25 protein-coding genes, 3 tRNA genes and 1 other RNA gene are annotated in these 23,722 nt (G+C 35.7%); 24 read left to right on the top strand and 5 right to left on the bottom strand.

All coding sequences use genetic code 11. The features are described 5' to 3' along the window. Nucleotides 1-3 precede the first annotated feature (3 nt). The 13 genes from trpC to ACJMLD_RS07755 all read left to right on the top strand — a co-directional run bounded on the left by trpC (nt 4) and on the right by ACJMLD_RS07755 (nt 9,338). Nucleotides 4-780, top strand: a complete 777-nt coding sequence (gene trpC, locus ACJMLD_RS07815; RefSeq protein WP_405270210.1) for an indole-3-glycerol phosphate synthase TrpC — start codon at nt 4-6, stop codon at nt 778-780. After that, a complete protein-coding gene (locus tag ACJMLD_RS07810; RefSeq protein ID WP_405270207.1) occupies nt 773-1,372 on the top strand; it encodes a phosphoribosylanthranilate isomerase in 600 nt (199 codons plus the stop codon). The genes trpC and ACJMLD_RS07810 overlap by 8 nt, the downstream gene beginning before the upstream one ends. After that, a complete protein-coding gene (gene trpB / locus ACJMLD_RS07805; RefSeq protein ID WP_405270202.1) occupies nt 1,369-2,553 on the top strand; it encodes a tryptophan synthase subunit beta in 1,185 nt (394 codons plus the stop codon). The genes ACJMLD_RS07810 and trpB overlap by 4 nt, the downstream gene beginning before the upstream one ends. Then, nucleotides 2,546-3,319 (top strand): tryptophan synthase subunit alpha, encoded by a 774-nt coding sequence (trpA, locus tag ACJMLD_RS07800; RefSeq protein ID WP_405270199.1) that lies wholly within the window; start codon nt 2,546-2,548, stop codon nt 3,317-3,319. The genes trpB and trpA overlap by 8 nt, the downstream gene beginning before the upstream one ends. A 71-nt stretch (nt 3,320-3,390) precedes the next feature. After that, nucleotides 3,391-4,125: a proliferating cell nuclear antigen (pcna) gene (gene pcn / locus ACJMLD_RS07795; RefSeq protein WP_405270197.1), complete on the top strand. Its 735-nt coding sequence runs from the start codon at nt 3,391-3,393 to the stop codon at nt 4,123-4,125. A gap of 59 nt (nt 4,126-4,184) precedes the next feature. Next, nucleotides 4,185-5,039, top strand: coding sequence for a hypothetical protein (locus ACJMLD_RS07790; protein ID WP_405270194.1), 855 nt, complete (start codon nt 4,185-4,187; stop codon nt 5,037-5,039). Nucleotides 5,040-5,256: 217 nt separating this feature from the next. Continuing rightward, nucleotides 5,257-5,535, top strand: coding sequence for a 50S ribosomal protein L44e (locus ACJMLD_RS07785; protein WP_303345557.1), 279 nt, complete (start codon nt 5,257-5,259; stop codon nt 5,533-5,535). A gap of 9 nt (nt 5,536-5,544) precedes the next feature. Further along, the gene (locus ACJMLD_RS07780) at nt 5,545-5,724 is read left to right on the top strand and encodes a 30S ribosomal protein S27e (protein ID WP_067044971.1); all 180 of its coding nucleotides are present in this window, start codon (nt 5,545-5,547) and stop codon (nt 5,722-5,724) included. A 64-nt stretch (nt 5,725-5,788) separates the two neighbouring features. After that, nucleotides 5,789-6,589 carry a translation initiation factor IF-2 subunit alpha gene (locus tag ACJMLD_RS07775; protein ID WP_405270191.1) on the top strand — a complete coding sequence of 267 codons (801 nt, stop codon included), beginning with the start codon at nt 5,789-5,791 and terminating at the stop codon, nt 6,587-6,589. Nucleotides 6,590-6,595: 6 nt separating this feature from the next. Next, a complete protein-coding gene (locus tag ACJMLD_RS07770; RefSeq protein WP_405270188.1) occupies nt 6,596-6,763 on the top strand; it encodes an RNA-protein complex protein Nop10 in 168 nt (55 codons plus the stop codon). A 4-nt stretch (nt 6,764-6,767) separates the two neighbouring features. Then, nucleotides 6,768-7,538, top strand: a complete 771-nt coding sequence (locus ACJMLD_RS07765) for a proteasome assembly chaperone family protein (RefSeq protein WP_405270185.1) — start codon at nt 6,768-6,770, stop codon at nt 7,536-7,538. A 29-nt stretch (nt 7,539-7,567) separates the two neighbouring features. Next, entirely contained in the window at nt 7,568-8,128 is a 561-nt protein-coding gene (locus ACJMLD_RS07760) for a DUF2112 family protein (RefSeq protein ID WP_405270182.1), read from the top strand. Nucleotides 8,129-8,150: 22 nt separating this feature from the next. Continuing rightward, the gene (locus ACJMLD_RS07755; protein ID WP_405270179.1) at nt 8,151-9,338 is read left to right on the top strand and encodes a TIGR00375 family protein; all 1,188 of its coding nucleotides are present in this window, start codon (nt 8,151-8,153) and stop codon (nt 9,336-9,338) included. A gap of 3 nt (nt 9,339-9,341) precedes the next feature. On the opposite strand, the gene ACJMLD_RS07750 is transcribed toward ACJMLD_RS07755, so the two are convergent. The 3 genes from ACJMLD_RS07750 to ACJMLD_RS07740 all read right to left on the bottom strand — a co-directional run bounded on the left by ACJMLD_RS07750 (nt 9,342) and on the right by ACJMLD_RS07740 (nt 10,175). Further along, a tRNA-Arg gene (locus tag ACJMLD_RS07750) sits at nt 9,342-9,415 on the bottom strand. A gap of 56 nt (nt 9,416-9,471) precedes the next feature. Further along, a tRNA-Arg gene (locus tag ACJMLD_RS07745) sits at nt 9,472-9,545 on the bottom strand. A 90-nt stretch (nt 9,546-9,635) separates the two neighbouring features. Further along, entirely contained in the window at nt 9,636-10,175 is a 540-nt protein-coding gene (locus tag ACJMLD_RS07740) for an endoglucanase (protein WP_405270176.1), read from the bottom strand. Nucleotides 10,176-10,337: 162 nt separating this feature from the next. Between ACJMLD_RS07740 and frhA the strand changes: the two genes are divergently transcribed. The 4 genes from frhA to frhB are packed head-to-tail and all read left to right on the top strand — an operon-like array spanning nt 10,338 to nt 13,849. After that, nucleotides 10,338-11,552: a coenzyme F420 hydrogenase subunit alpha gene (gene frhA, locus ACJMLD_RS07735; RefSeq protein WP_405270173.1), complete on the top strand. Its 1,215-nt coding sequence runs from the start codon at nt 10,338-10,340 to the stop codon at nt 11,550-11,552. A 16-nt stretch (nt 11,553-11,568) separates the two neighbouring features. Further along, complete coding sequence (locus tag ACJMLD_RS07730; protein ID WP_405270170.1) at nt 11,569-12,138, top strand: hydrogenase maturation protease; 570 nt, start codon at nt 11,569-11,571, stop codon at nt 12,136-12,138. Then, nucleotides 12,138-12,986 (top strand): coenzyme F420 hydrogenase subunit gamma, encoded by an 849-nt coding sequence (gene frhG / locus ACJMLD_RS07725; protein WP_405270167.1) that lies wholly within the window; start codon nt 12,138-12,140, stop codon nt 12,984-12,986. Before ACJMLD_RS07730 ends, frhG begins: the two co-directional genes overlap by 1 nt. Before the next feature lie 11 nt (nt 12,987-12,997). Beyond that, the gene (frhB, locus tag ACJMLD_RS07720; RefSeq protein ID WP_405270164.1) at nt 12,998-13,849 is read left to right on the top strand and encodes a coenzyme F420 hydrogenase subunit beta; all 852 of its coding nucleotides are present in this window, start codon (nt 12,998-13,000) and stop codon (nt 13,847-13,849) included. 84 nt (nt 13,850-13,933) lie between these two features. Here frhB and map read toward each other — a convergent pair whose 3' ends face one another. Further along, the gene (gene map / locus ACJMLD_RS07715) at nt 13,934-14,851 is read right to left on the bottom strand and encodes a type II methionyl aminopeptidase (RefSeq protein WP_405270161.1); all 918 of its coding nucleotides are present in this window, start codon (nt 14,849-14,851) and stop codon (nt 13,934-13,936) included. Nucleotides 14,852-14,952: 101 nt separating this feature from the next. Between map and ACJMLD_RS07710 the strand changes: the two genes are divergently transcribed. The 6 genes from ACJMLD_RS07710 (at nt 14,953) to ACJMLD_RS07685 (ending at nt 18,192) form a co-directional block, all read left to right on the top strand. Continuing rightward, a complete protein-coding gene (locus tag ACJMLD_RS07710; RefSeq protein ID WP_405270158.1) occupies nt 14,953-15,363 on the top strand; it encodes a hypothetical protein in 411 nt (136 codons plus the stop codon). A gap of 8 nt (nt 15,364-15,371) precedes the next feature. Next, nucleotides 15,372-15,896, top strand: coding sequence for a hypothetical protein (locus ACJMLD_RS07705; RefSeq protein WP_405270155.1), 525 nt, complete (start codon nt 15,372-15,374; stop codon nt 15,894-15,896). Nucleotides 15,897-15,990: 94 nt separating this feature from the next. Then, nucleotides 15,991-16,065, top strand: a tRNA-Met gene (locus ACJMLD_RS07700). A gap of 23 nt (nt 16,066-16,088) precedes the next feature. Further along, nucleotides 16,089-16,369: RNase P RNA component (rnpB, locus tag ACJMLD_RS07695), an RNA gene on the top strand. Nucleotides 16,370-16,540: 171 nt separating this feature from the next. Continuing rightward, on the top strand, nt 16,541-17,461 hold the full coding sequence (locus ACJMLD_RS07690; protein ID WP_405270152.1) for a DUF2121 domain-containing protein: 921 nt from the start codon (nt 16,541-16,543) through the stop codon (nt 17,459-17,461). Nucleotides 17,462-17,550: 89 nt separating this feature from the next. Further along, nucleotides 17,551-18,192 carry a site-2 protease family protein gene (locus ACJMLD_RS07685; RefSeq protein ID WP_405270149.1) on the top strand — a complete coding sequence of 214 codons (642 nt, stop codon included), beginning with the start codon at nt 17,551-17,553 and terminating at the stop codon, nt 18,190-18,192. 73 nt (nt 18,193-18,265) lie between these two features. Here ACJMLD_RS07685 and ACJMLD_RS07680 read toward each other — a convergent pair whose 3' ends face one another. Beyond that, on the bottom strand, nt 18,266-19,111 hold the full coding sequence (locus ACJMLD_RS07680; protein ID WP_405270147.1) for a DUF1002 domain-containing protein: 846 nt from the start codon (nt 19,109-19,111) through the stop codon (nt 18,266-18,268). 163 nt (nt 19,112-19,274) lie between these two features. Between ACJMLD_RS07680 and ACJMLD_RS07675 the strand changes: the two genes are divergently transcribed. Then, nucleotides 19,275-23,722: cobaltochelatase subunit CobN (locus ACJMLD_RS07675; RefSeq protein ID WP_405270144.1), on the top strand; the 4,448-nt coding region annotated here is incomplete at its 3' end.

Below are 23,722 nucleotides of genomic sequence, written 5' to 3'. Positions count from 1 at the left end.
ATTATGTTGGATGAAATTGTAGAAAAAACCAAAGAAAGAATTGAACAGGCTAAAGAAAATATTCCTTTGGAAGAGCTTAAAAAAGAAGTTTCACAATTGGAGATTTCAGACGAATTTCCATTTAAAAAAGCATTAAGTGAGGATGGCATTTCAATAATTGCGGAGGTTAAAAGAGCGTCACCTTCAAAGGGATTGATTGCTGAAGATTTCGATTATTTAAAAATTGCAAAGGAATATGAAGATGCTGGTGCCAGTGCAATTTCAGTTTTAACAGAGCCTTACTTCTTTAAAGGGGACAATGAGTATCTAAAGGAAATTGCTGAAAATGTCAGCATCCCCATTCTGAGAAAAGATTTCGTAATTGATGAGTATATGATTTGGGAGGCAAAATTGCTCGGAGCATCAGCCGTGTTATTGATAGTTTCTATTTTAGATATTGTCACACTAAGGAAATTTTTGGATTTGGCCCATGATTTGGGTCTTTCGGCTATTGTAGAGGCTCATGATGGTGATGAGATAATGCGTGCAATGACTGTTGGCGCTGAAATAATCGGAGTTAATAATAGGAATTTAAATGATTTTACTGTAGACATCGAAAATAGCATCAGCTTACGTAGATGCGTCGCTAATGATGTCATCTTTATTTCAGAAAGCGGCATTAAAACAAAAGAAGATGTCGCCAGATTAAAAGAAAATGATGTTGATGCAGTTTTAATTGGTGAAACTTTAATGAAATGTGATGATAAGAAGGCTATGATTTCGGAGTTGAAGAATGGTTAAAATCAAGATCTGCGGACTTAAAAGATTGGAAGACATTGATATAGTAAACAAGTATAAACCGGATTATATAGGTTTTGTATTCGCAGACAGTAAAAGAAAGGTTTCACATGAGATGGCTTGTAGATTAAAGGATAATCTAGATTCCAATATTATTCCTGTTGGTGTCTTTGTAGATGCTTCTCAGGATGAAATATTAAAATTGTTTAGCCAGGGAATTATTGATGTAGCGCAACTTCACGGAAGTGAGAATGAGGATTACATAGCAGGTTTGAAAGATAAAACCGATAACAAGTTAAAGATTATAAATGCAATAGAAATGTCAAAGGATGTTGATTTGGATAGTTTTGCTGATACGCAAGCTGATTTTCTACTTTTAGACAGTGGCAAGGGCAGCGGAAAAACCTTTGACTGGCGTTTGATTAGAAAAAATTTGAATAAGGAATTTTTCCTAGCTGGTGGATTAGACATCTCAAATATCTGCCAGGCTATTGAGGAATTTAATCCATATGCTGTGGATTTAAGTTCCAGTCTTGAGGTTGATGGATTTAAGGATGAAACTAAAATCAGAGAAATAATGGAGGTTATAAGGTGAATAACGGAAGATATGGGGAATATGGTGGTCAATACATATCTGAAACATTGATGAACGAATTGCTTTACTTGGAAGAGCAGTACAATCATTATATGAATGATCCTGAATTTGTAGATGAATTAAATACATTGTTGAAGGAATATGCCGGAAGGCCATCTTTATTGTATTATGCTGAAAGAATGACAGAAGACTTGGGCGGAGCCAAAATCTATTTGAAACGTGAAGATTTAAACCATACTGGTGCTCATAAGATCAATAATGTTTTGGGTCAGGTTCTGCTTGCCAAAAAAATGGGAAAGACAAGAGTGATTGCGGAAACCGGTGCGGGCCAGCATGGAGTTGCAACAGCCACTGCAGCAGCACTTTTAGACATGGAATGTGAGGTATTCATGGGGGAAGTCGACACCCAACGTCAGGCATTGAACGTTTATAGGATGGAACTATTGGGAGCAGAAGTGCATTCGGTCAAATCCGGAACTAAAACATTAAAGGATGCAGTAAATGATGCATTCAGAGATTGGATTGCTCGTGTCCATGATACTAATTATGTAATCGGTTCCACAATGGGACCACATCCGTTTCCAATGATTGTACGTGATTTTCAAGCAGTAATCAGTGCTGAAGCACGTGAACAGTTTTTAGAAAAGGAAGGAAAGCTTCCAAATGCAGTTATTGCATGTGTTGGGGGTGGAAGCAATGCAATGGGTGCCTTTTATAATTTCATTGATGATGATGAAGTAAAACTTATAGGTTGTGAAGCCGGAGGAAAAGGCATTGACACTCCTTATAATGCGGCTGCTTTGACCAACGGTCAAATTGGAATATTCCATGGAATGAAATCCATTTTCAGCCAAGGGGAGTATGGGCAGATTGCTCCGGTATACTCAGTTTCAGCAGGCCTTGACTATCCTGGCGTTGGGCCTGAACATGCTTATTTGAGGGATATTGGAAGGGCAGAATATGTTCCAATTACGGATGAAGAAGCTGTCGAAGCATTCGAATACTTGTCAAGAATGGAAGGAATCATTCCAGCTATAGAAAGTGCACATGCCGTTGCTTATGCAATGAAACTGGCACCACAGATGGATAAAGATGAAATTATAATGATATGCCTTTCAGGAAGAGGCGATAAGGATGTAAGATCAATTGCAGAATACAGAGGAGTTGATTTAAATGAGTAAGATAGCTAATGCATTTAAGGACGGCACAGCATTCATAGGTTTCTTGACTGCAGGAGACCCTACAATCGACAAAACGGTTGAATACATTTTGGCTATGGAAGAGGCAGGGTGCGATTTGATTGAAATAGGCATTCCGTTTTCAGATCCTATGGCTGAAGGTGTTGTTATCCAAGATGCAAATGTCAGGGCCTTAAAACACAACACCACTACCGATGACGTATTTGATATAGTGGAAAGGGTTCGTGAAAAAACAGACATTCCATTGGTATTTTTAACTTACATTAACCCGGTTTTCTTCTATGGCTATGAAAACTTCTTTAAAAGATGTGCAGAGCTAGGCATTGATGGAATCATATCCCCTGATCTGCCGTATGAGGAAAAAGGCGAAATTGCAGACATTGCACTTTCAAATGATGTTGATGTCATTTCATTGATTGCTCCAACATCAAGCGAAAGGATTAAAAAGATTGCAAGTGATGCAACCGGATTTATTTATGTAGTTTCATCTTTAGGGGTTACTGGGATGCGTTCTGAAATCAAAACGGACTTGAATGCAATTTTATCAGACATTCGTGAGGTAACTGATTTGCCGTTGGCGGTCGGTTTTGGTATTAATACTCCTCAACAAGCATCAGATATTTCTAAAATTGCAGATGGGGTCATCGTAGGTAGTGCAATTGTTAAAATAATTGAAGAACATGGGGAAAATGCCACTGAAGCTTTAAAAGAGTATGTTTCAAGTATGAAGAAGGCGTGTATGGAATGATATGCTAAAAAAGATAAACTTATAATATATAAAAAACAAATATAATTACATTATTTATAAGAGGATTATTTATGTTTAAAGCTGAATTAAGTGATTCTAGTATATTAAAAACCAGTTTTGATGCTATTTCATCAATTGTTGATGAAGTACAGATTCAAACTGACAGTGAAGGCATGAGATTAGATGCCTTAGACCGCAGTCACATAACTTTCGTTCATTTAGAACTCAAATCTAGTTTATTTGATGAATACATTTGTGATGTTCCAGAAAAGATTAACATTGATACTGATGAGTTTATGAGAGTTCTTAAAAGAGCCAAATCACAGGACAGAGTATTGATGTCTGTAGATGAAGGCAACTTCATCATCACATTTGAAGGCGATGCCACAAGAACTTTCAAAATCAGATTGATTGATATGGAATATGATAACCCTGTTCCACCTCAAATCGATCACCCAACCAACTTTAAAGTACGTTTCTCAATCTTAAAGGATTGTATCAACGATATTGATATCTTCTCTGACAAGATTGCTTTGCAAGTCGATGAAGACTACTTCATTGCATCCGCTGACGGTGAATTCGGTGATGCAAGCATCAAATATCTTCACGGAGAAAATATTCAGGAACATGCAAAATCCTTATTCTCACTGGACAAGATTAGAGAAATGCTTAAAGCAGATAAATTTTCAGAGGAAGCTGAAATCAGTTTAGGTACCGACATGCCATTAAGCCTAACACTCACTATGGTAACCGGTGACGGTAAGCTTAGTTTCTTGCTTGCTCCTAGATTAGAAACAGATGAATAGTTTTCATTTGTTTTATCCTTTTTTTTATTTTTTAAAGACAATTCTAGAGATGGTATTAAGTGGATCAATTTTATCAGGAATTACGTAAAATTCAAAAAAAAGAGCGTAATAATGCTACTTTGGCTCGTGTAGAGGAAGACTTTTATACTCGTATTCATGAGTATATAGACGAGTTGAGGGTTCAAGCAATTAGGGATCCATTTTCCAATGTCCACGGAATTCTTAAGGAAGCTCAGATTATAGCTACTGAAATCTGTGAGAGAAGGGAACATAAAATAACTGCTGCCGCTGTTTTGAATATTCATAGGTCATATCATCTGTTCACAGGCAAGCCTCAGTTCGATTTGGTCGATACCACTCCGCTCAACCTAACTCCTGAAGAGGAAAAGTTCTATTTCTCATTGATTGATACACTGAAAAATCATAGGGGCAACATTTCCCTGGAAAAATTATCCGATGAGGAAGATGATAAAAAAAGCATCAAACCTAAGGAAACCCAAAAGAATACTCTGATTCCCGAAGAACCTAAAAAGGTTGAAGATAATGGGGAAGATGAAGTTTTAAATAGGCTTGATGAGATTAGTAAAGCAAAGCCGATTAAGGAAGAGCCAAGACAGCCTATTGAGAAGCAAATCTTAAAATCCAAAATTGAACAGGAATCCAAACCCGCTCCAAAAGCTAAGAGTGTTGAAGACAATCCAAATGCTCAAGACGAATTTTTTGATTTTGAATCTAAAAAAGTCGCTAAGGATACGGAACTCGTCACAATGCTGGTGTTTGATGAAATTGGTCCTATTGTGGGAGTTGATGAGAAGGTCTATGGTCCTTTCAGGCCACAGGATTTGGTGACATTGCCTTTGATAAATGCGAAAGTATTTTTCAAAAATAGAAAGGGTCGCCAAGTTAAAATTTAACTTATTTTCCATTACATTTAAATAACTTGATGGATAGATATAATGAACGTATCTATTTGTGATAATAAAAAATTATATTTTATATAATTTGGATTTTTGCTGCATGTAGACTTGATGCGTTACAAGGTAGTTTGAATCTCTACGTTTTTTGTGAAATAAATTGAGTTAGATAAATTCATGGATAGATTTACAATGATTTATTGATTACGGTGAAAAAATGAAGATACCAAAAGAAAAAAGAACATACTGTCCTCACTGTAAAAGACACACTATGCATGAAGTTCATACTTCTAAAAAAAGGAAAGCTAGTGAATTAACCTGGGGACAAAGACAATTCAGACGTGTAACTGCTGGTTATAGAGGTTACCCAAGACCTTTACCTGCTGGAAATAAACCTGTTAAAAAATTAGATTTAAGACTTAAATGTAAAGAATGTGGTAAATCTCACATTAAACAATCTTTCAGAACTGGAAAACCTGAATTTGTAGCTAAATAGGTGGTTAATATGGTTAGTAAAGGTAGAGGAAACTTTTTAAAAGTCAAATGTTTAGATTGTGACAATGAACAAGTAATATTCGATCGTGCAGCTTCTGATGTAAAATGTATTATTTGTGGTAAAACTCTTGTCAAATCTCGCGGTGCTAAAGCAAAAATCACTGCACACATTGAAAAAGTTCTAAACTAGATTCTCTAGTTTTTAACTTATTTTTACTATTTTTTTATAATTTTTATATAATGTTGGTGAGAGTATGGTAAGAAAAAGTCAAGAATGGCCTGATGAAGGGGAACTTATTGTAGGTACTGTTTATAAAGTTCTTAATTATGGGGCTTTTGCTAAATTAGAAGAATATCAGGGCAAAGAAGCTTTTATTCATATTTCTGAAGTCTCTTCTGGTTGGGTAAAAAATATCAGAGATCATGTAAGGGAAAATCAAAAAATCGTCTGTCGTGTTCTCAGAGTAAATCCTAAAAAGGGGCATGTGGATGCTTCTTTAAAAAGAATCCGTGAAGACCAAAGAACTAAAAAAATCCAACATTGGAAAATAGAACAAAAAGCTGAAAAATTCTTAGAATTAGCTGCAAAATCATTAGATAAAAGTTTAGATGATGCTTATGATGAAGTAGGTTATGACCTCATGGACATCTTCGGTGATGTCTATGGTGCTTTTGAAACCGCTTCAGAAGAAGGTGCGGAATCTCTTGTTGAAGAAGAAATCCCTCAAGATTGGGCTGATGCTATAACTGAAGTAGCTAAGAAAAACATTACTCCTCCGGAAGTTCACATCAGCGGTTATGTTGATATTGAAACATTCGTACCGAATGGTGTTGAAATCATTATTGCGGCGCTTAAGGCAGCCGAAGATAATGGCGATGATGAGGAAGAAATCAAGGTCCAATGTGTTGGGGCACCTAGATACAGAATCACTGTAAAATCTACTGATTATCTTTTAGCTGAAAAAGCCCTTAAAGCAGCAGCAGATAGATGTATTGCAGTTGTTGAAGAATCTGATGGTAATGGTTCTTTTCTAAGAGAGTTAGATAATAATTAGATTCTTATGAATATGAAAATGAATAAATGTCCTGAATGCGGAATTTATACTTTAAAGGATTCCTGCCCTAAGTGCGGTGGGAAACTTAAAGTTATTTATCCTCCCAAATTTTCCGTTGAGGATAAGTACGGCAAGTATCGTCGCATATTGAAAAAGGAATCAATGAAGAGGTAATTACATGAATGCTGCTGAAATTAATGTTTTAGAAGAAATTGAACTAGAAAATCCTATTTTCATTGAAGCGTTACCTGGTCTTGGACATGTGGGCAAACTTGCTGCTGATCATATGATTGATGAATTGGAGGCAACAAAGTTCGCTGAAATTTATTCTCCAACCTTTCCCCCTCAAGTTCTTATAAAAGAGGAGGGCATTATTGAAAACATGTCTAATGAGTTATATTATTTAAAGGATGTTGGAGAAAATAACTTAGATTTAATTATTCTTGTTGGCAATACTCAGGCATTGTCTCCGGAAGGTCAATACTTAATTTGTAGAGACATTTTGGAATTTGTAAAAGGTTATGGTATTGATAGGATTTACACCCTTGGTGGAATGGCCATCCCGCAGCCTGTTGAAAATCCTAAAGTTTATGGAGCGGCTACAGATGAAGCCAATATTGAACTATTAAGGGAAGCCGAAATTGAAATTAGATCTAATGATGGCGGAATTGTTGGAGCTTCTGGTTTGTTTTTAGGTTTGGCTGTGCGTCAGGGAATTCAAGGAACTTGCCTTATGGGCGAAACTCCAGGATATTTCATCGATGCAGAATCTGCTGAAGCCATCCTGAAGAAATTGTCATTGTTGCTCAACTTTGAGATTAATGTTGATAAATTGGATGAAAGAGCAGAAGAAACCAGACAAATGATTGCTAAAGCTCAACAAATGGAACAAGATTTAATTAATAGAGCTAATGCAGGAAATGCTGATGATTTAAGATATATTGGATAATTTCCGATATATTATTTTTACTTTTTTTTATGAATGTTATAGTTATACCCGATGCATCAATGATTGTCATTCCATTAATTGAAAAAAATGGGCATGCCTATTTATCCCCATCTAATTTTTCCAGATATGATAATATGGACATTTGTGAGGGCAATCTAACTTTTGATAATTTGATTTCTAAGTATTCATCAAGTGAATTGCCATCTGGCGTTAAATCAAGATTATTTCTTTTTTCTAAAATTGTAGATGAAGCTGATGCGGCCATTATAATTGGAAAAAGACCAAAAAATCGGGATAAAATGTATGATTCATTAAATGATTTGATATTGTTCGGAGGAAATGCATGCAATAATGCCCGTAATTTGGAGATAAAGATTGTTCAGGATTTGAATATTCCCACTTTAAAGCTTGCTTATCCAACAAATCAAACTCAACTAATTGAGCTAATCGACAAGACTAACTGTTTTTTAAAAAATTTGGAGGATATCGATGGAATTGTCAACGATGATAAATTATCAATCGATTCGTATCCAAAGAAAGAAAAATATCCGATTTTTGATGTAAAAAAATTATTGGATAGTTTAATATAATTCTAACTTCTAACAATTATACATGTTAGTAAATGCCGATTTTCATGTCCACAGCTGTTTTTCCATGGCATCATCAAAGGACATGTTGATTAAGAATATGGCTCCCAAATCCAAATTGAAAGGATTAAAGCTTTTGGGAACCGGAGATGCTTTCCATCCGGGATGGCTGGATATCATTGAAGAGACAACAACGTATTCCGGAGACGGAATCTATTCGGTTGAGGATATGGATTTCGTTTTGACCACTGAAGTTGAGGCAAAGCACAGAATCCATCATTTGATTATTATTCCGGACATTGACATTGCTCGCGAGTTATCAGATAAGCTTCCTTCCAGAAATAAAGCAATTGATGGACGGCCAAAAACAAATCTGGATGGTGCTCAACTTTTGGATTTGGTTAAAGACTATGATTGCTTAATCGGTCCGGCCCATGCGTTTACACCATGGACGGGAATGTATAAGTCTTATGATAGCATTTATGACTGTTATGATAAAAAGCCGGATTTTGTGGAATTGGGTTTGTCTGCGGACACATTTATGGCCGATTGCGTTAGTGAACTTAAGGATTTTCCATTTTTAACAAATTCCGATGCCCATTCGCCATGGCCACATAGATTAGGTAGGGAATTTAATCAGATAGAACTTATGGATATTTCATATTCTTCCATAAAACATGCCATTCAGCATAGGGATATTAAGGCAAATTATGGTCTTATACCTAATTTGGGCAAATATCACATGACTGCATGCACCAAATGTTATAAGTTAATCGATCCTGTTTTTGCAAAGGAAAATAAGATGAGATGCAGCTGCGGAGGAACGATTAAAAAAGGTGTGGATTTTAGAATTTCAGAGATTGCAGATTATAATGAACCTAGACATCCTGGATTTAGACCAAAATATGTTCACTTGATGCCTCTTGCCGAGATTATATCTACAATTTTAGATAAGGGTGTTACAACAAAAACAGTTCAGGGAAGATGGCAAAAATTAATTGATAGTTTTGGCAGTGAAATCGATGTTTTGATAAATGTCCCTTTGGAAGATATTGAAAATGTTGATTTGGAAATTGCTCCTGCCATCGATGCGTTTAGAAATAAGTCTGTTGATGTCATTCCAGGCGGTGGAGGTAAATACGGTCAGATTTCATTTGATAAAGTGTTGAAAAAACCAGAAAAGCCTAAAGTTATTACTTTGGATAATTTTTAAAAGCGGACTTGGAGGGATTTGAACCCTCGATCTTAAGATTAGGAGTCTTACGCCCTTCCAGACTAGGCTACAAGCCCTAAATAAAATATAACTGCTTTTTTAAAGTTTTTATAAAAAAAGAATATATTAAGAGCGGACCCGCCGGGATTTGAACCCGGGGTCTTCGGATTAGAAGTCCGACGCCCTATCCAGCTAGGCTACGGGCCCTTACATATAACAATTATATCTTTATTTTTTGTATTATATATAGTTACCTATTTTTTAAATAAAAAAATAAAAAGGATTAAAAATTAATTTTTATCCTCTTCCTAAAAATGTTCCACCAGAAGTGTATTGGAATGAATCTACATTATTGCCATCAGCATCATAGATTGTTACATACCAGTATCCGCCTGAATAATATGGAGTTCCTGGGTAACATCCTTCTTCACCAATATGATTCCAAGCATCACTTTTTATAGTTGACGCTGAAACAGAGGAACCTGAACCGGATCCACTGCCTGATCCTGAACCGCTGCCTGATCCTGAGTCGCTACTTGAGCCACTTCCTGAGCCACTTCCACTATCGGAACTTGAACTGGACCCTGAACCAGAACTGCTTGAACCACTATCACTTGATCCAGAATCGCTTCCATCTGTCTGTGCTACAGACATGCCAGATCCATTACCGGAGTCAGTTGAATTTCCTATACCATTTCCAGCATCATTATCATTTGCTGACATACTAGATAAATCAGAAAATATTGGACTATCACTATTAGTAATACCATATGCCGCAACTGCCGCTGCAACACATAAAACGATAATAATGGAGATGATTATGTTTGCTTTATCCAATTTTTTTCCTCCTATAAATTTGATTATATTAAATATAATAATACAATTAAGTTTCTCATCTAATATATATATTTCTATTTTATTTTTTCAGTATTACTTATTAATGTTTATGAATAAATATATACACGTTAGTTTCTAATTTCTATAATTGAGGTGACATATTTGAAAGATAGAGTAGTTATATCTCCTACAACTCGTCAAGAAGGCCATGCCGAACTCGTCATGGAAGTTGATGATGAAGGGATAGTTACAAAAGGTATGTATTTTAGTATAACTCCTGTAAGGGGTTTAGAAAAGATGGTTCTTAACAAGGCACCTGAAACCGCTCCTGTTCTATGTCAAAGAATCTGTGGAGTATGTCCAATTCCACACACTTTAGCATCCGCAGAAGCTATGGACATGGCATTAGGAATCGAAATTCCTAAAGCAGCTAAATTGTTAAGAAAAGCTGTCGCTGCAGCACATGGCATTAACAGTGCAGCAATTCACCACTTCTTAGTTGCACCTGACGTTGTCCCTGAGGACAAATTCGTAGATGCAGTTAATAGTGTAAGTGAAGTAAGAAAAAATGTACAGTATGTTGTTGACATGATTGCTGGTGAAGGTATCCACCCATCTGATATAAGAGTTGGAGGAATGGCAAGAAACATTACACCATTCACCAAAGAAAGATTAATTGAAAGAATGACTGCTTTAAAACCAAAACTTGAAGCACACGTTGAATTTATTAAAAACTGTGTTGCTGAAGCTGGTTTACCTGCAGATTTAGGTGTTGTTAACCAACCATTAATGGCAATGGATGCAACTTATGGTACCAACGATTTCGATATGGACAAATTCTCTGAAGTATTACCTGAAGCATGGTATGATGATCCTGAAATAGGTAAAAGAGGATGTTCAGTAATTCCATTATGGGAAGGTACTAATGTTGAAACTGGTCCAAGAGCAAGAATGGAAAAATTCTCTGGATTCAAAGATAAAGGTGTAGTTGCTCAACATGTAGCTCGTGCAGATGAAATGTTGAAAAACTATGAAGCTTGTATGGAAGCTTTAGATGCAATCGATCCTGCAGCACCTGCAAATGTATCTTACGATAAGAGAGGAACTGGTGAACTTGGGTTTGGTGTCATAGAAGGTCCTAGAGGAACTGATGTGCACATGGCAAAAGTTGTCGAAGGAAAAACCCAATTCTACTCAGCAATTGTACCAACTACTTGGAATATTCCAACTATGGGTCCTGCAACTGAAGGATTCCACCATGAGTTAGGTCCACATGTAATCAGAGCTTACGATCCATGTTTATCCTGTGCAACTCATGTAATGGTAGTTGACGATGAAGACAAATCCATTCTCAAAAATGAAATGGTGAGAATCTAATTGTGGAGGATAATAAATGCCTTATGATTCGGACATAATCGTTATTGGATGTGGAAACATCTTATTTAAAGATGATGGTTTTGGTCCAATAGTAATTAATCTATTACAGAAATATTTTAATGATAAAAACGATTATTATGATCCAGCTGTTACTTCATATGTTGAAGAAGAATTTGATAAAGATGTTTTAATTCAGATTAAAGAGAAATTTGAAGATGTGACCTTGCCAGAGGGAGTGCAATTTATTGACGGAGGTACTGCAGCGCCAACCAATTTCTTCCCATTGTATACTGAATACGATTGGAAAAAATTAATCGTAATTGATGTCGTTGAATTTGATGCAGAACCTGGAACTGTGGATACATTTGATCCTAACATCATGCAGATAGGAAAGTATGATAATCCTCATGGCTTGACAGTAGAAGAACCTCTTCAAAAAATTTCAGAAAAATGTGAAGTAGTAGTCGTTGGCTGCAAACCGGCTGAGATTCCAACTCCTGATGTGGAAGTTGGTTTATCCGAACCTATCGAAAAGGCAATTCCTGAAGCTATTGATCTTATTTTAAATGAAATCGGGGTAAAATAATGTTAGATAAATTAAAAAATATTTTTGGTGGTTCTAAAGAAGAAATTGCACCAAAAGTAGAAGAAAAAGTTGAAGCGGCTGCAGAAGCACCTGTTGAAACTGCTCCTGCAGAAGAACCTAAAGCTGCTGCAGCAAAACCACGTATTGGTTACATACACTTAAGTGGTTGTACCGGAGATGCAATGTCTTTAACCGAAAACTACGACATTTTATCCGCTGTTTTAACTGATATGGTCGACATTGTATATGGTCAAACTTTAGTTGATAAATGGATTCACGGAACTTATGCTGAAGAAATGCCTGAAATGGACTTATGTTTAATTGAAGGTTCCGTATGTTTACAAGATGAACACAGCGTTCACGAATTATTAGAAGCAAGAGAAAAATCTGGATTAATCGCTGCATTTGGATCCTGTGCAATGACCGGTTGTTTTACAACCTTTGCACGCGGTGGTCAACAAGCACAACCTAAACATGAATCCTTTGCACCTATTAGTTCATTAGTTAAAGTTGATTTAGCACTTCCTGGTTGTCCTGTAGCTCCTGAAATGATTGCAAAAGCTGTTGTTGCTTTATGCAGTGGAGACTTAGAATACTTACAACCTGCAATGGATAAGGCTGCTTGCAACACTGGCTGTGGCTGTGATGTATTAACCAATGTTATCCGTAACGGACTTTGTACTGGATGTGGAACTTGTGCTCTCGCTTGTCCTACAAGAGCTATGGGCTTTAGCGAAGGTAGGCCTAGCTGTGACAGAGACAGATGTATTAAATGTGGATCTTGTTATGCAATGTGTCCAAGAGCATGGTTACCTATAAAAAGAATTAAAGAGGAAACTGGATTATAGGAGGATTGAACATGCCATTAGGAACTTATAAAGAAGCATTATCTGCAAGAGCTACTGATAGTAAAATTACTGACGTATCACAAGATGGAGGAATTGTTTCAGCATTACTATGTTACGCACTCGATGAAGGACTCATTGAAGGTGCTGTTGTAGCTGGAACTCCTGACGAAGATTGGAGACCAATTCCTACTGTAGTAACTTCCGCTGATGAAGTTATCGCAGCTGCTGGTACCAAATACTCAATGTCCCCAACTTTATCTGCTTTAAAAGAAGCAACCCGTCAATACGGATTAGAAAAAGTTGGTGTTGTAGCAACTCCATGTCAAATCCAAGGTTTAAGAAAAGCGCAAGCTTATCCATTCGCCAGATTCGTATCTGAAAAAATCAAATTGATTATCGGAATCTACTGTATGGAAAACTTCCCTATGGCTTCTCTTGATACCTTTGCTGTTTCAAAATTAGGATTTGACTCCTTAACTGATGCTACCAAAATGGATATTGGTAAAGGTAAATTCTGGTTAACCAAAGATGGTGAAGACTCTGGTTTAGCTATTAAAGAAACTCATGGATATGAACAAGCTGGCTGTAACATCTGTATGGATTATGTTGCTGAATGGTCTGATGTATCCACCGGTTCTGTAGGATCTCCTGACGGATGGTCTACTGTTTTAACCAGAACCGATGTTGGTGAATCCGTATTTAAAGCTGCTGTTGATGCTGGTTTAATTGAAACCAAACCTGTCAGCGATGAAAAATTCGGTTTACCTATGCTTGAAAAATTAGCTAAACAGAAAAAGGACAAAAACGGAAAAGAACGTGAAAGAAGAGCTAAATTGGGATTACCACTTCCTGTGGAATACTAATTCCACTTCTTTCTTTTTTTATTTTTTTAGAATCTAATTTTTAAAATAAGAATTAAATGAAGAAAATATTCTCCATTTCTAATTTTATATTGTTGTAACTGTACAACCCTCTTTTTCAACAATTATTGTATGCTCTTTTTGACTTACGAAACAATTTTTTTTCTCCCGAAGCGGAGCATAAGGATAGATTGCCATTGCCTCTGATAATTGTTTTAATGCAATTGCTCCTTTCCTGTTTCCAAATTCGTCTGTAATCCATCTTCCTGAAAATGGAACATATGCATGATTGTTTTGAATATATTTTAGAACTTTTTGTGTAGTTCTCATTCTAAAAGGCTTATTTGCAATATATGAGAATATGTAATGGCCCGGTGCATCGTTTACGTAACCCTCCCCATTAGTTGCGAAGGGTTCGATTGCCACTGCCTGGCCTTCTTCTAAAATATAGTTGTCATTGTTGTCATAATTCGGAATTGAAATTCCCGCATGCAAGTTGAATTGCTCTAGGCTATGTCCGCATAGGTTGAATATTGGATTTAATTTATATTCTGCGATTGCTTCATGAACTGCCGCACCAATTTTTGATATTTCGACCCCTGCTCTGGCTGTGGCTATCGCCGCTTCAAGGCCTGCAGCAGATGCTTCAACTATTTCCTCGTGCAGGTTAATTTCATCTTGTGTGTAATTTTCATCGATGTTTCCGCCGGCTATTATTGTAACTGCAGAATCGGCAATGCAGCCATCAACCATTGCGCCCAAATCTAGTTTTACCATATCTCCGGCTTTAAATCGGGTTTTATCTTCTGCAGGAGATGTATAATGTGCAGCTATTTCATTTATTGATACATTACATGGAAAAGCAATTTCAGCCTCATTTTTTAAAATTTCGGTTTCTACATAGTTTACAAGGTCAATAACCAAAGCTCCATCAGTAATCATTTTTGAAGCTTCACTACGTATGTCTGAAACAATTTTTCCAGCTTTTAAATAAGATTCTATCATAAATTATTACCTTCTTGAATAAATAATTAATTATTTAATAAATAAAGTTTATATAATATTTTATAATTATTATACTGTATATATTATTTGGAGGTTATGACATGGAAAATATTCCAGCAATTCCTGATCAAATTTTCTATTTGATTATTTTGATAATTGTTGCTGTTGTATTGCTCATCATTGTTTTCCAATGGAGAAAAGTAGCAGAATCAAAAAATTCAATATTGGTGCTTGAAAAAGAAATAGAACTTAAAAAAATGTCCATGGTGGAAAAAGACATTGAATCTAAAAGATTAATGGATAATCCAATTCCATTGCCACAAGAGCAACAAGACAGCCTTTCAGCTATTAGGCAATCCACTACTGAAGTAAGAAGCAATGTTGGCTATCTTCACTCAGAAATTAATGAAAGGCTAGCAAGACTTGAAGCTGAAACCGAACAAAGAAAATTGGAAAAAATGCTTAAAGAAATTGAAGCAAAAGAGAAAAAACTCAAAAAAATGAGTAAATAGGTGGTAATATGGATGCTATGGAAGCAGTTGCAATTATTATCTTAATTGTTGCGATTGTGGTTTTAGTTTATTATTATTTATTGAATAGTCCTGAAACTATGTCTAAATTACGAAGTGTTGTTCCTGAAAGTGCTGATGCACATATGGACGAGGTTTTAGGCAAAAATAAACAGGATTATGATTTAACCAAAGAAGAGTTAGTCGATGGAGAGAATGACTCCGAATCAATGAGTAAGAGGATCAAAGTCAAGTTAAGTGACATTGACATGTCCAGCATAAATACCGATGCATTTTCTAACAAACTCGATGCATTTTTAGATGCAAAAAGTGACGAATTGATTAAAGATTGGGCTTTGGCCACTACAAATGATTTGGAGGAGCTTCAAACCAAATTCACCGAAACAACTAACAATGTGGATAATTTAGAGAAAAACTTTGAAGAATTTAAGAAATCCTCTGAAGAATTCCAGAAAGTTACTGAGGAAAGATTAGGTGATTTAGATAAAAGAATAGAATCATTAGAAAATAAATAATTTATTTTCTTTTATTTTTTTTTCTTTTGTAGAAAGGTTTATATATTATCCTTACTATAATTTATATGTAGTCGTAATACTATTTTTGTCGTATAGCAGGGTGGGGTAGTCTGGTGATCCCGCGGGGCTCATAACCCCGAGATCCCTAGTTCAAATCTAGGCCCTGCTACTATTTAATTAATGTTTTTCATGGCAAGTTAAAGACAGCTGCTGGTTTTTTTAAACTAAGGAAACTCCGCCCATCAAACAAGACTATGGCGTTGAAAAACGTATGCCGAGAGGCATGACTCTGGAGCAGAAACGATACAGCTTTTAATGGTAGACGATGATATTTAATTGAGGACATTAAAAGAATTGGTGAAACGGCCATTCCATAGGATGCAAGAGCAAAGTTGCCGATAATCGCTTGTGTAGGCAAGGTAGCACGCTAAGATGAATGCTGTTAAACAGAAGGTGGGTTACTCTTAACAGGCCATGAATATTACTTATTTTGCATATGGTTTAAATAAAATATCAGTAATGCCAAGAAATAATAAATCCCTTTCTCAATTTTTCTTTAAACTTTATAAGTTATGATTGATATAGTATTAATTGGATTTAAAATATGAAATTATTTTAAAAAAATATCAACTCTAGGGGATATTATGAGTTTAATTATTGCATATATGGGTAAAAAAGGTTGTGTAATGGCAGCTGATAAAAGAAAGATAGCTTATTTTGGAGATAGGGAAGAATTGGATGTCTTGGAAGGTGAGTTGTATGGGGGCACTATTCAGACTGATGAGGAATTCCTAAAAAGGGCAGAGGAATTGAATGTTGCAATCAAAATCACTGATGATGCAAGCAAATTGCTGGTTATTGGAGAGATTATCCGTGGTGAGGTAAGTTCCAAAGGAACTTTTCAAACAAAGAGAAGAAGGATTTACGGTACAACAAACGGTTATCAATTGGTTGAATTGTTAGGCTCTCAGACTCAATCCCGTAAGGCAGGCAATAATGGAATCATTCTTTTCGGCAATAAATATGCAAAAGAGCTAGCTCAGAAGTTACTTTCAAGTAAATGGGCGCCTTCCCAAAACTTAAGAAAAATGAGTGAAGTGTTTGAAGAGATATTAAGTGAAGTTTCCTCCAAAACACCTACTGTCGGCGATAGTTTTGATATTATAATTAAGCATCCCACCTATTCCGAAACAACCGCCCAACTAAATTTGAACAAGACAATCGACCATGACATTAAATTATTGGTCAGGTTCAGACAGGATCTAATTGAAAAGCTTGTCCAGCAAAATTTGGAAATTGAAATGTCCTATAAGATAATTGATAATGGCGATATTGGGCGTGTTGTCGATATTGATGGAGACAAAATAAAAGTTCAATTAAATGATAAAACACAGGCAGTGGATGAAAATTGGAAACAAAAAGTTGCGCCGGGCCAGATTGTTGTCATGACTACAGAAAGCGATAATGTAAAGCTTAAGGATAAGGTCATCGTTAAAGATGAGGATTTATGCCTTAAAAAAGACAAGTCCCCTCTCAAATGTGATGTAATATTATGCACATTGTAATTTAGCCACATATGTGCTATAAAGAAATGCTATTTAAGTCAATTTAGTTAAGGAAAAAATTTTATATCTATAATTAAATATTTAATATTATGGTTGAATATACAAAGGATGAATTAAGAGATTTGACAATTGCATTTATCGTGCTTATATTTTGTTTTGCATTCGCAACTTCAGGATTTAATCTTCAGGGGTTCATTTCATGCTTGCCTATTATCATAGTTGGTGTGGCGATAGGATCAGTATTGCATGAGCTAGGACACAAATTCGTGGCAATGAAGTATGGATGCCGGTCTGAATTCAAATTATGGCCTCTAGGATTATTGATTGCAGTTGCATCATCATTTTTCGGAGTTGTATTTGCAACACCTGGTACAGTTCACACCTATGCAGACAACCTTACCGATGAAATCGATGGCAAAATCGCAATTGCAGGGCCAATGGCCAATATGGTGCTTGCGTTGGTATTTATTGCAATTGCAGCTGTAATGTATCCTTTAAAGGTTTATTCAGTAGTTTTTGAATTAATATTTCTAATTTGTGCTATTGGTTTCTCTGTCAATAGCTTTTTGGCTGCATTTAACCTGTTCCCTATTTATAGCTTGGATGGAACCAAAGTCCTAAAGTGGAATATGGGCATTTGGATTCTTGTAATGGCTATTGCAGGTGTTATGGTGTTGATATCTATTGCAATCGGTGCTGAAAATATGGTTCAATTGATTATGGGCGTGTAATCCACATAATTTTTGCTAGGCTGCTTTTTATCAATATTAATTCGATTTTTTAAAAAAAGTATAAAAAAATGGATTAATTAAATAATCCATCTATAAATCCGGTTGCACTATCCGCATCAGTACTGTTTAAAACATCAGATACTTGTGCTTCATAGTTATTAATATCTCCTTGGACATTTTGAATTTGTTCAATACTGTCTGCAAGGTTTTCGATATCACTATCTGTAATGTTAATGTTATAATTAATAGTGTAGTTATTAATTATGTTTACAATAGTTTGGTGATCTGTAATATTTTCTTCTTGTACTGTTTCTTTAACGTCATCCACTAATTTGGATAAGTCATCAGCGCTAACATTTGAATTTTCAACAATTTCTGCTTGTGTGTAAATTTCATTGTTGGCTGCTTCTTTTACAGTATCGGGAATTTCTACTTCTGTTGCCACTTCATAGGAATTCATAATTCCTGCAAGTGCAGATTCACCAGTAGCTGTGACCGGACTGGTTACATATACATGTCCGCTTGTAATTCCAACTGATTTCAATGCAGATAAATACATGTCTCCTGTTATTGTTGTAATTGTGGATTTGTCAACGCTAACTTCGAGATCATCATTATCATTCAAATCAACTAATGCTGAAGAGAAAATTTGTTCGGAATTATAATATTTTCCGGTAATTGTGCTTGAAATTTTGTTTACCTCATCAGCAGTGATTATTTTTAAGTCGACAGCGTGTAAATCAACATTTGCTTGATTTTCAAAGAATGTATCAACGATATTCTTGTAATTTGCATTGTGGTGAGTAGTTTCACCATAGGTTATAACAACTTGATTGTCATTAGCTGAAAAACCTGCTGGGATAAGCATTCCTATCATGATTATTGCTAAGATAATCATACCAATACTAATCTTACGCATAATATCACCTCTATTATATTAGTACATTTTAATTTGTTGATTAGGTATTTAAATGTATCTTATTTGTTTTAATGTAATGTGTAAAATTATAATTTGGATTTTAGTTCAGCAAGTTTTATATGTTTTCAAATCAAATTTAAACTTATAGTAAATATTTTGCTATGTGTTTGTTATAATCGATTTAAAAGGAGGTGAAAATACGGTAAAAATAAGTAATAAATTAGTATTCGCATTTATTATTTCTACTTTGCTTCTGTTTTCTGCAAGTGCAGTATTTGCAGGAGATAATGAAACAATTTCTGATGTAGTGGGTGTTTCAACTGATCTGGACTCGGTAAATGGGTTTCAAGATATTCCAGTTGCTGCAACATCTCAGTCAGAGGAGGGGATATTAGAAGCAAATAATAATGTAATCAATATTCATGTTACTGATTCTTATAACGAAACTGGCAAGACTTGGGATGAAGACGGGTTTGATTTAGCTGGCGCTACAGTTAAGGTATACAATTCCAATAATAAATTGATTTCAACACAAACTACTGATTTGAAAGGTAATGTGGTAATCAATAATTTGGCTTCAGATAAATACAACCTTGAAGTAAGTTATTCAACTTATGAACCAATCAAATTGAATAACATAGATTTTACAAAAAATAGCGGTACACTTAAAATCGATGATGTAATGTTCGTCCCGGACATATTATTGTTGGTGGACTATAACTCTCACAATGAGAAGGTCGACCTATTGATGAACATGTCAAAAAGGGTGGCATACATCAGTACTACAGATTTTGATAAATCAAGAGCCTGGCTTGTTGAATATGCCAATTTCATGCATATAGATATGTTTTCGGAATCAGCTTACAGTGTTCTCACAGGACAATATCTAAAAGAGCTTTTGGCAGTATCTCCAGCTAATGCAAAATATAATGTGGCATACACTTTCAGTGTTTTCTCACAGCAAATCTTAAACAACACGGGCTTGCATATTGTCGGAGCCTCTGCTGGAAACAACACTTTCGATACCATTGAAAACACTTATATAGGTTCCTATTTCCAAGCGAAAGACATTGTGGAATCCAATATTTTACAGGCCAACATGAAAAATTATTTAGATTATGTTTATTATTTGATTAATCCTAACAAATATTCCAATCCGACCTTAGATGAGGCCAATGCTCCTTTAATGTCTCCGGAATGCGGATTTTACCATCCTGATTTAGGCATTTATACCTTGGTTCCGGGTGGAAATCTAATCAATCAATGGATTTGCGAAAATCCGGGTTATACTCACAGCTCAGACGGTAGTCTGAATTGGATGACTGAGAATTATGTGGAATGGCTAAGGAATGTTTTGGACCCTACTGAATTGTTCAAAAAGTTTGAAAATGATTATATTGCCAAATTCAACCCCGATAAATCTTTCATAGTAATTGCTTCTTATTATGGTGGTGAAGAAGTCACTGATGCGCTGATTAGGGGTTATGAAGCACAAGGTAGACCAGCTTTTAACGTATTTAAAACTGGAACCCAGCCTCCTATGTCTTCAATAATCAATCAGATCAAGTCTGTATCAACTGTTGGCCTATCTGCTATTAACTCTTTATGCAGCTGGTCATTGGATTATGCCAATGGTACTGCAGAGCCTGATTTGACCGACATCGATTTGCATGTTTTGAAAGGAATCGTTGAAATTTCAGAATACAGTTATAAAAGTGAATTGGGTCCACAAATTGAATGGACATATATGGTTACTTATCCAAGTTTTGAAGGAGTATTCGGTCAGGTTGCACTGACTTGGGTAGATGGTGAAGGAAAGACCCATATTATTCAGGAAGGTGTTGAAAAGATGGTTCAGTTAAACTGTAAATGGGCGGATCTTCATGATTTGAACAACGCCGATAAGAAAATCGCAGTCATGCTTTACAATTACCCACCTGGTAAAGCTGAAATTGGTGCGTCATACTTGGATGTATTTAATAGTGCATATGATTTGCTTATCAACTTGTATAGTCAGGGATATGATATCGGGGGGTCTGTTGAATACTTAAACTGCTATAACAATACATATGAATGGATTATCAAGACTGCAGGCAAAGGATACAATATCAATGGAACCTTAACCAAATTAATTTCATTGTATAATCTGACTCAAATCATATTTGACATGAACAACAAGGGGTCTTGGGCTTCAGGATTGCTTGACAAATATGTTGAGGATAATTGGGATTATTTGATGGGACATCATCAATTGATCTCCCTTGAAGATTTTGAATATCTGACAGCTGATATTAGGGATGATTTATTTAATCAGATGATGCTTTATTGGAACGATGGTTTAGGTCCTGCAATGGTATATCAGGACAGCTATATTGTAATTCCTGGTGTCTGGTTTGGTAATGTGTTCATTACTTTCCAGCCAAGTAGAGGTTGGGAGGAAGTTCAGGATTATCACAGTTTGACTATTCCTCCGCATCAGCAATATGTTTCATTTTATAAATGGATGGAAAAGACAGCTAAAATAAATGCAATTGTAAGTATGGGAACTCATGGTACCTTGGAATGGTTGCCGGGTATTAATCTGGGTGCATTTCCGGGGGACTGGACTTTTGAATTGACTTTGATTCCTACAGTTTATCCTTATATTGTTTCCAACCCTGGTGAAGCGATGGTTGCAAGAGACAGAAGCTCTGCATTGCTACTCACTCACATGACTCCTGCTATGGTTTCGTCTGAGTTATATGGTAATTACACTACCTTGAAGAATTATATCAATTACTATAAGGAACAGTTGTCTCTTAATGTGACTTCCAATGCGGAATCATATAAGAACATGATTTTGGAATTGGCTCCAAAATTAGGTTTTAGAAACTATTCAAATAACGAAACATTCCAGGATTGGATTGATGACTTGCACCATTACTTGGATGCGATGGAGGATGACTTCAATACTTATGGTCTTCACACATTAGGTAAGGTTTTAACAGGTTATGAAATGGCCGAAGAGGTTATTACAATCGTAACTTCTCAAACAAAAATATATAATCAGTTAATCGAATTCTTGTATCCTGATTTGAAAGGTTTGAATTTCTATGATGATATGCAAGGCAATTTCAAATATGCTAAGGAAGTTGAAGCTATCAAAACTTTCTTGAACAAGTATTCTAATCGTCTTGTAAACGGAACATCAGTAAAAGATTTAAATAAAGAGTTAGGAATAGAAGAAGGTTCTGCATTATACAATTCAACACTTTATTGTGAGGATATCATTGCAAATATTCAGAGAAATAATGAGTGGAATGCCATTTTATTATCATTAAGTGGACATTATGTTAAATCAGGATTATTCGCCGATCCTTCTTATGGGGATTCAATACCTACAGGATATGATGGTTATGCTTCAGACCCTACAAGAATGCCGTCTCCTGCGGCATACGAATCTGCCGTTAGGATTGTTGATATGCTTTTAGCCAATTACTATGAGGAACATGGCAAGTGGCCTGAATTGACCTCATTGATATTATGGGGTACTGAAATATCAAGAACTGAAGGAATCGGTGTTGCTGAATTTATGTACTTCTTAGGTTGTAAGCCAGTATGGGCGGATAACGGTAAAGTTCTTGGAGTTGAACAAATTCCGTTAGAAGATTTAAATGTAACATTGAATAATGGTTCTGTTGTCAATAGGCCGAGAATTGATGTATTTGCCAGTATGGTTACAAACAATAAGGATTGGATTACTTGGATGCTGACTTCAGTTAATTTGGCCCTAAATGTCACTGGTGAGGACGCATCTAATAATTATGTCAAAAAGCATTATGAAGAAAATCCTACTTTGGATAGGTTATTTGGTCTTCCAGGTAATGTATTAGAAGGTACAGGTATGTCAAATCTTATTCCGAATACTGCTGATTGGAGCATTGATTCAATCAATGAATATGCAATGGATATATATTTAAGTAAAGTATCTTACTCATGGACCCTTGATGAAAAGGGCAACATTGTTGTCAACAATGAAAAGGAGAACTATAAGTACTTGCTTGATAATGTAGATGTAATTACTCAGAACTTTGACAGTACTTGGAGATTATTTGACTCAGATGATTATTATGATTGGTTCGGCGGTTTATATAATGCTGCAAATACATTGAAAAACAAATCAGGCAAATCTAAGCCGGATACAGCATTTTTCGATATTAGAAATAAGAACAACTATATTTCAAGGACCTATCAAGAAGAAATAGAGTTTGAAATACGCAGCATGTTATTGAACCCGCAATATTATAATGCATTGGTTAAAACTCCTGCTGGAATGAATTCATATGCTTCAAGATTCCAAAACTTCTACGCCAGCAACATTTTAGGCGGTGAAAAGTTAAACAAGGAAATAGGTAATCAATTGGCCGATACTGTAGTTACAATTAATTCCGGAGTAACAAATTCTCAATTGGCTGCAGGTGCCCAATCTTCAACTGCTTGGATGATTTATATGGCACAACAGGGAGTATGGGAAGGCGATGCAAAAACTGTACAGAAATTAGTGGACACTTATATGCAAAGCGTTATTGATTATGGTGTTGCATGTTGTCACCACACATGTAAAAACCTTGC

The organism is Methanobrevibacter sp., assembly GCF_045112895.1.
In the GTDB taxonomy this organism is placed as follows: domain Archaea; phylum Methanobacteriota; class Methanobacteria; order Methanobacteriales; family Methanobacteriaceae; genus Methanocatella.
Note: the sequence above shows the minus strand (reverse complement) of the source record. Positions and strands in the feature narration are given on the sequence as shown.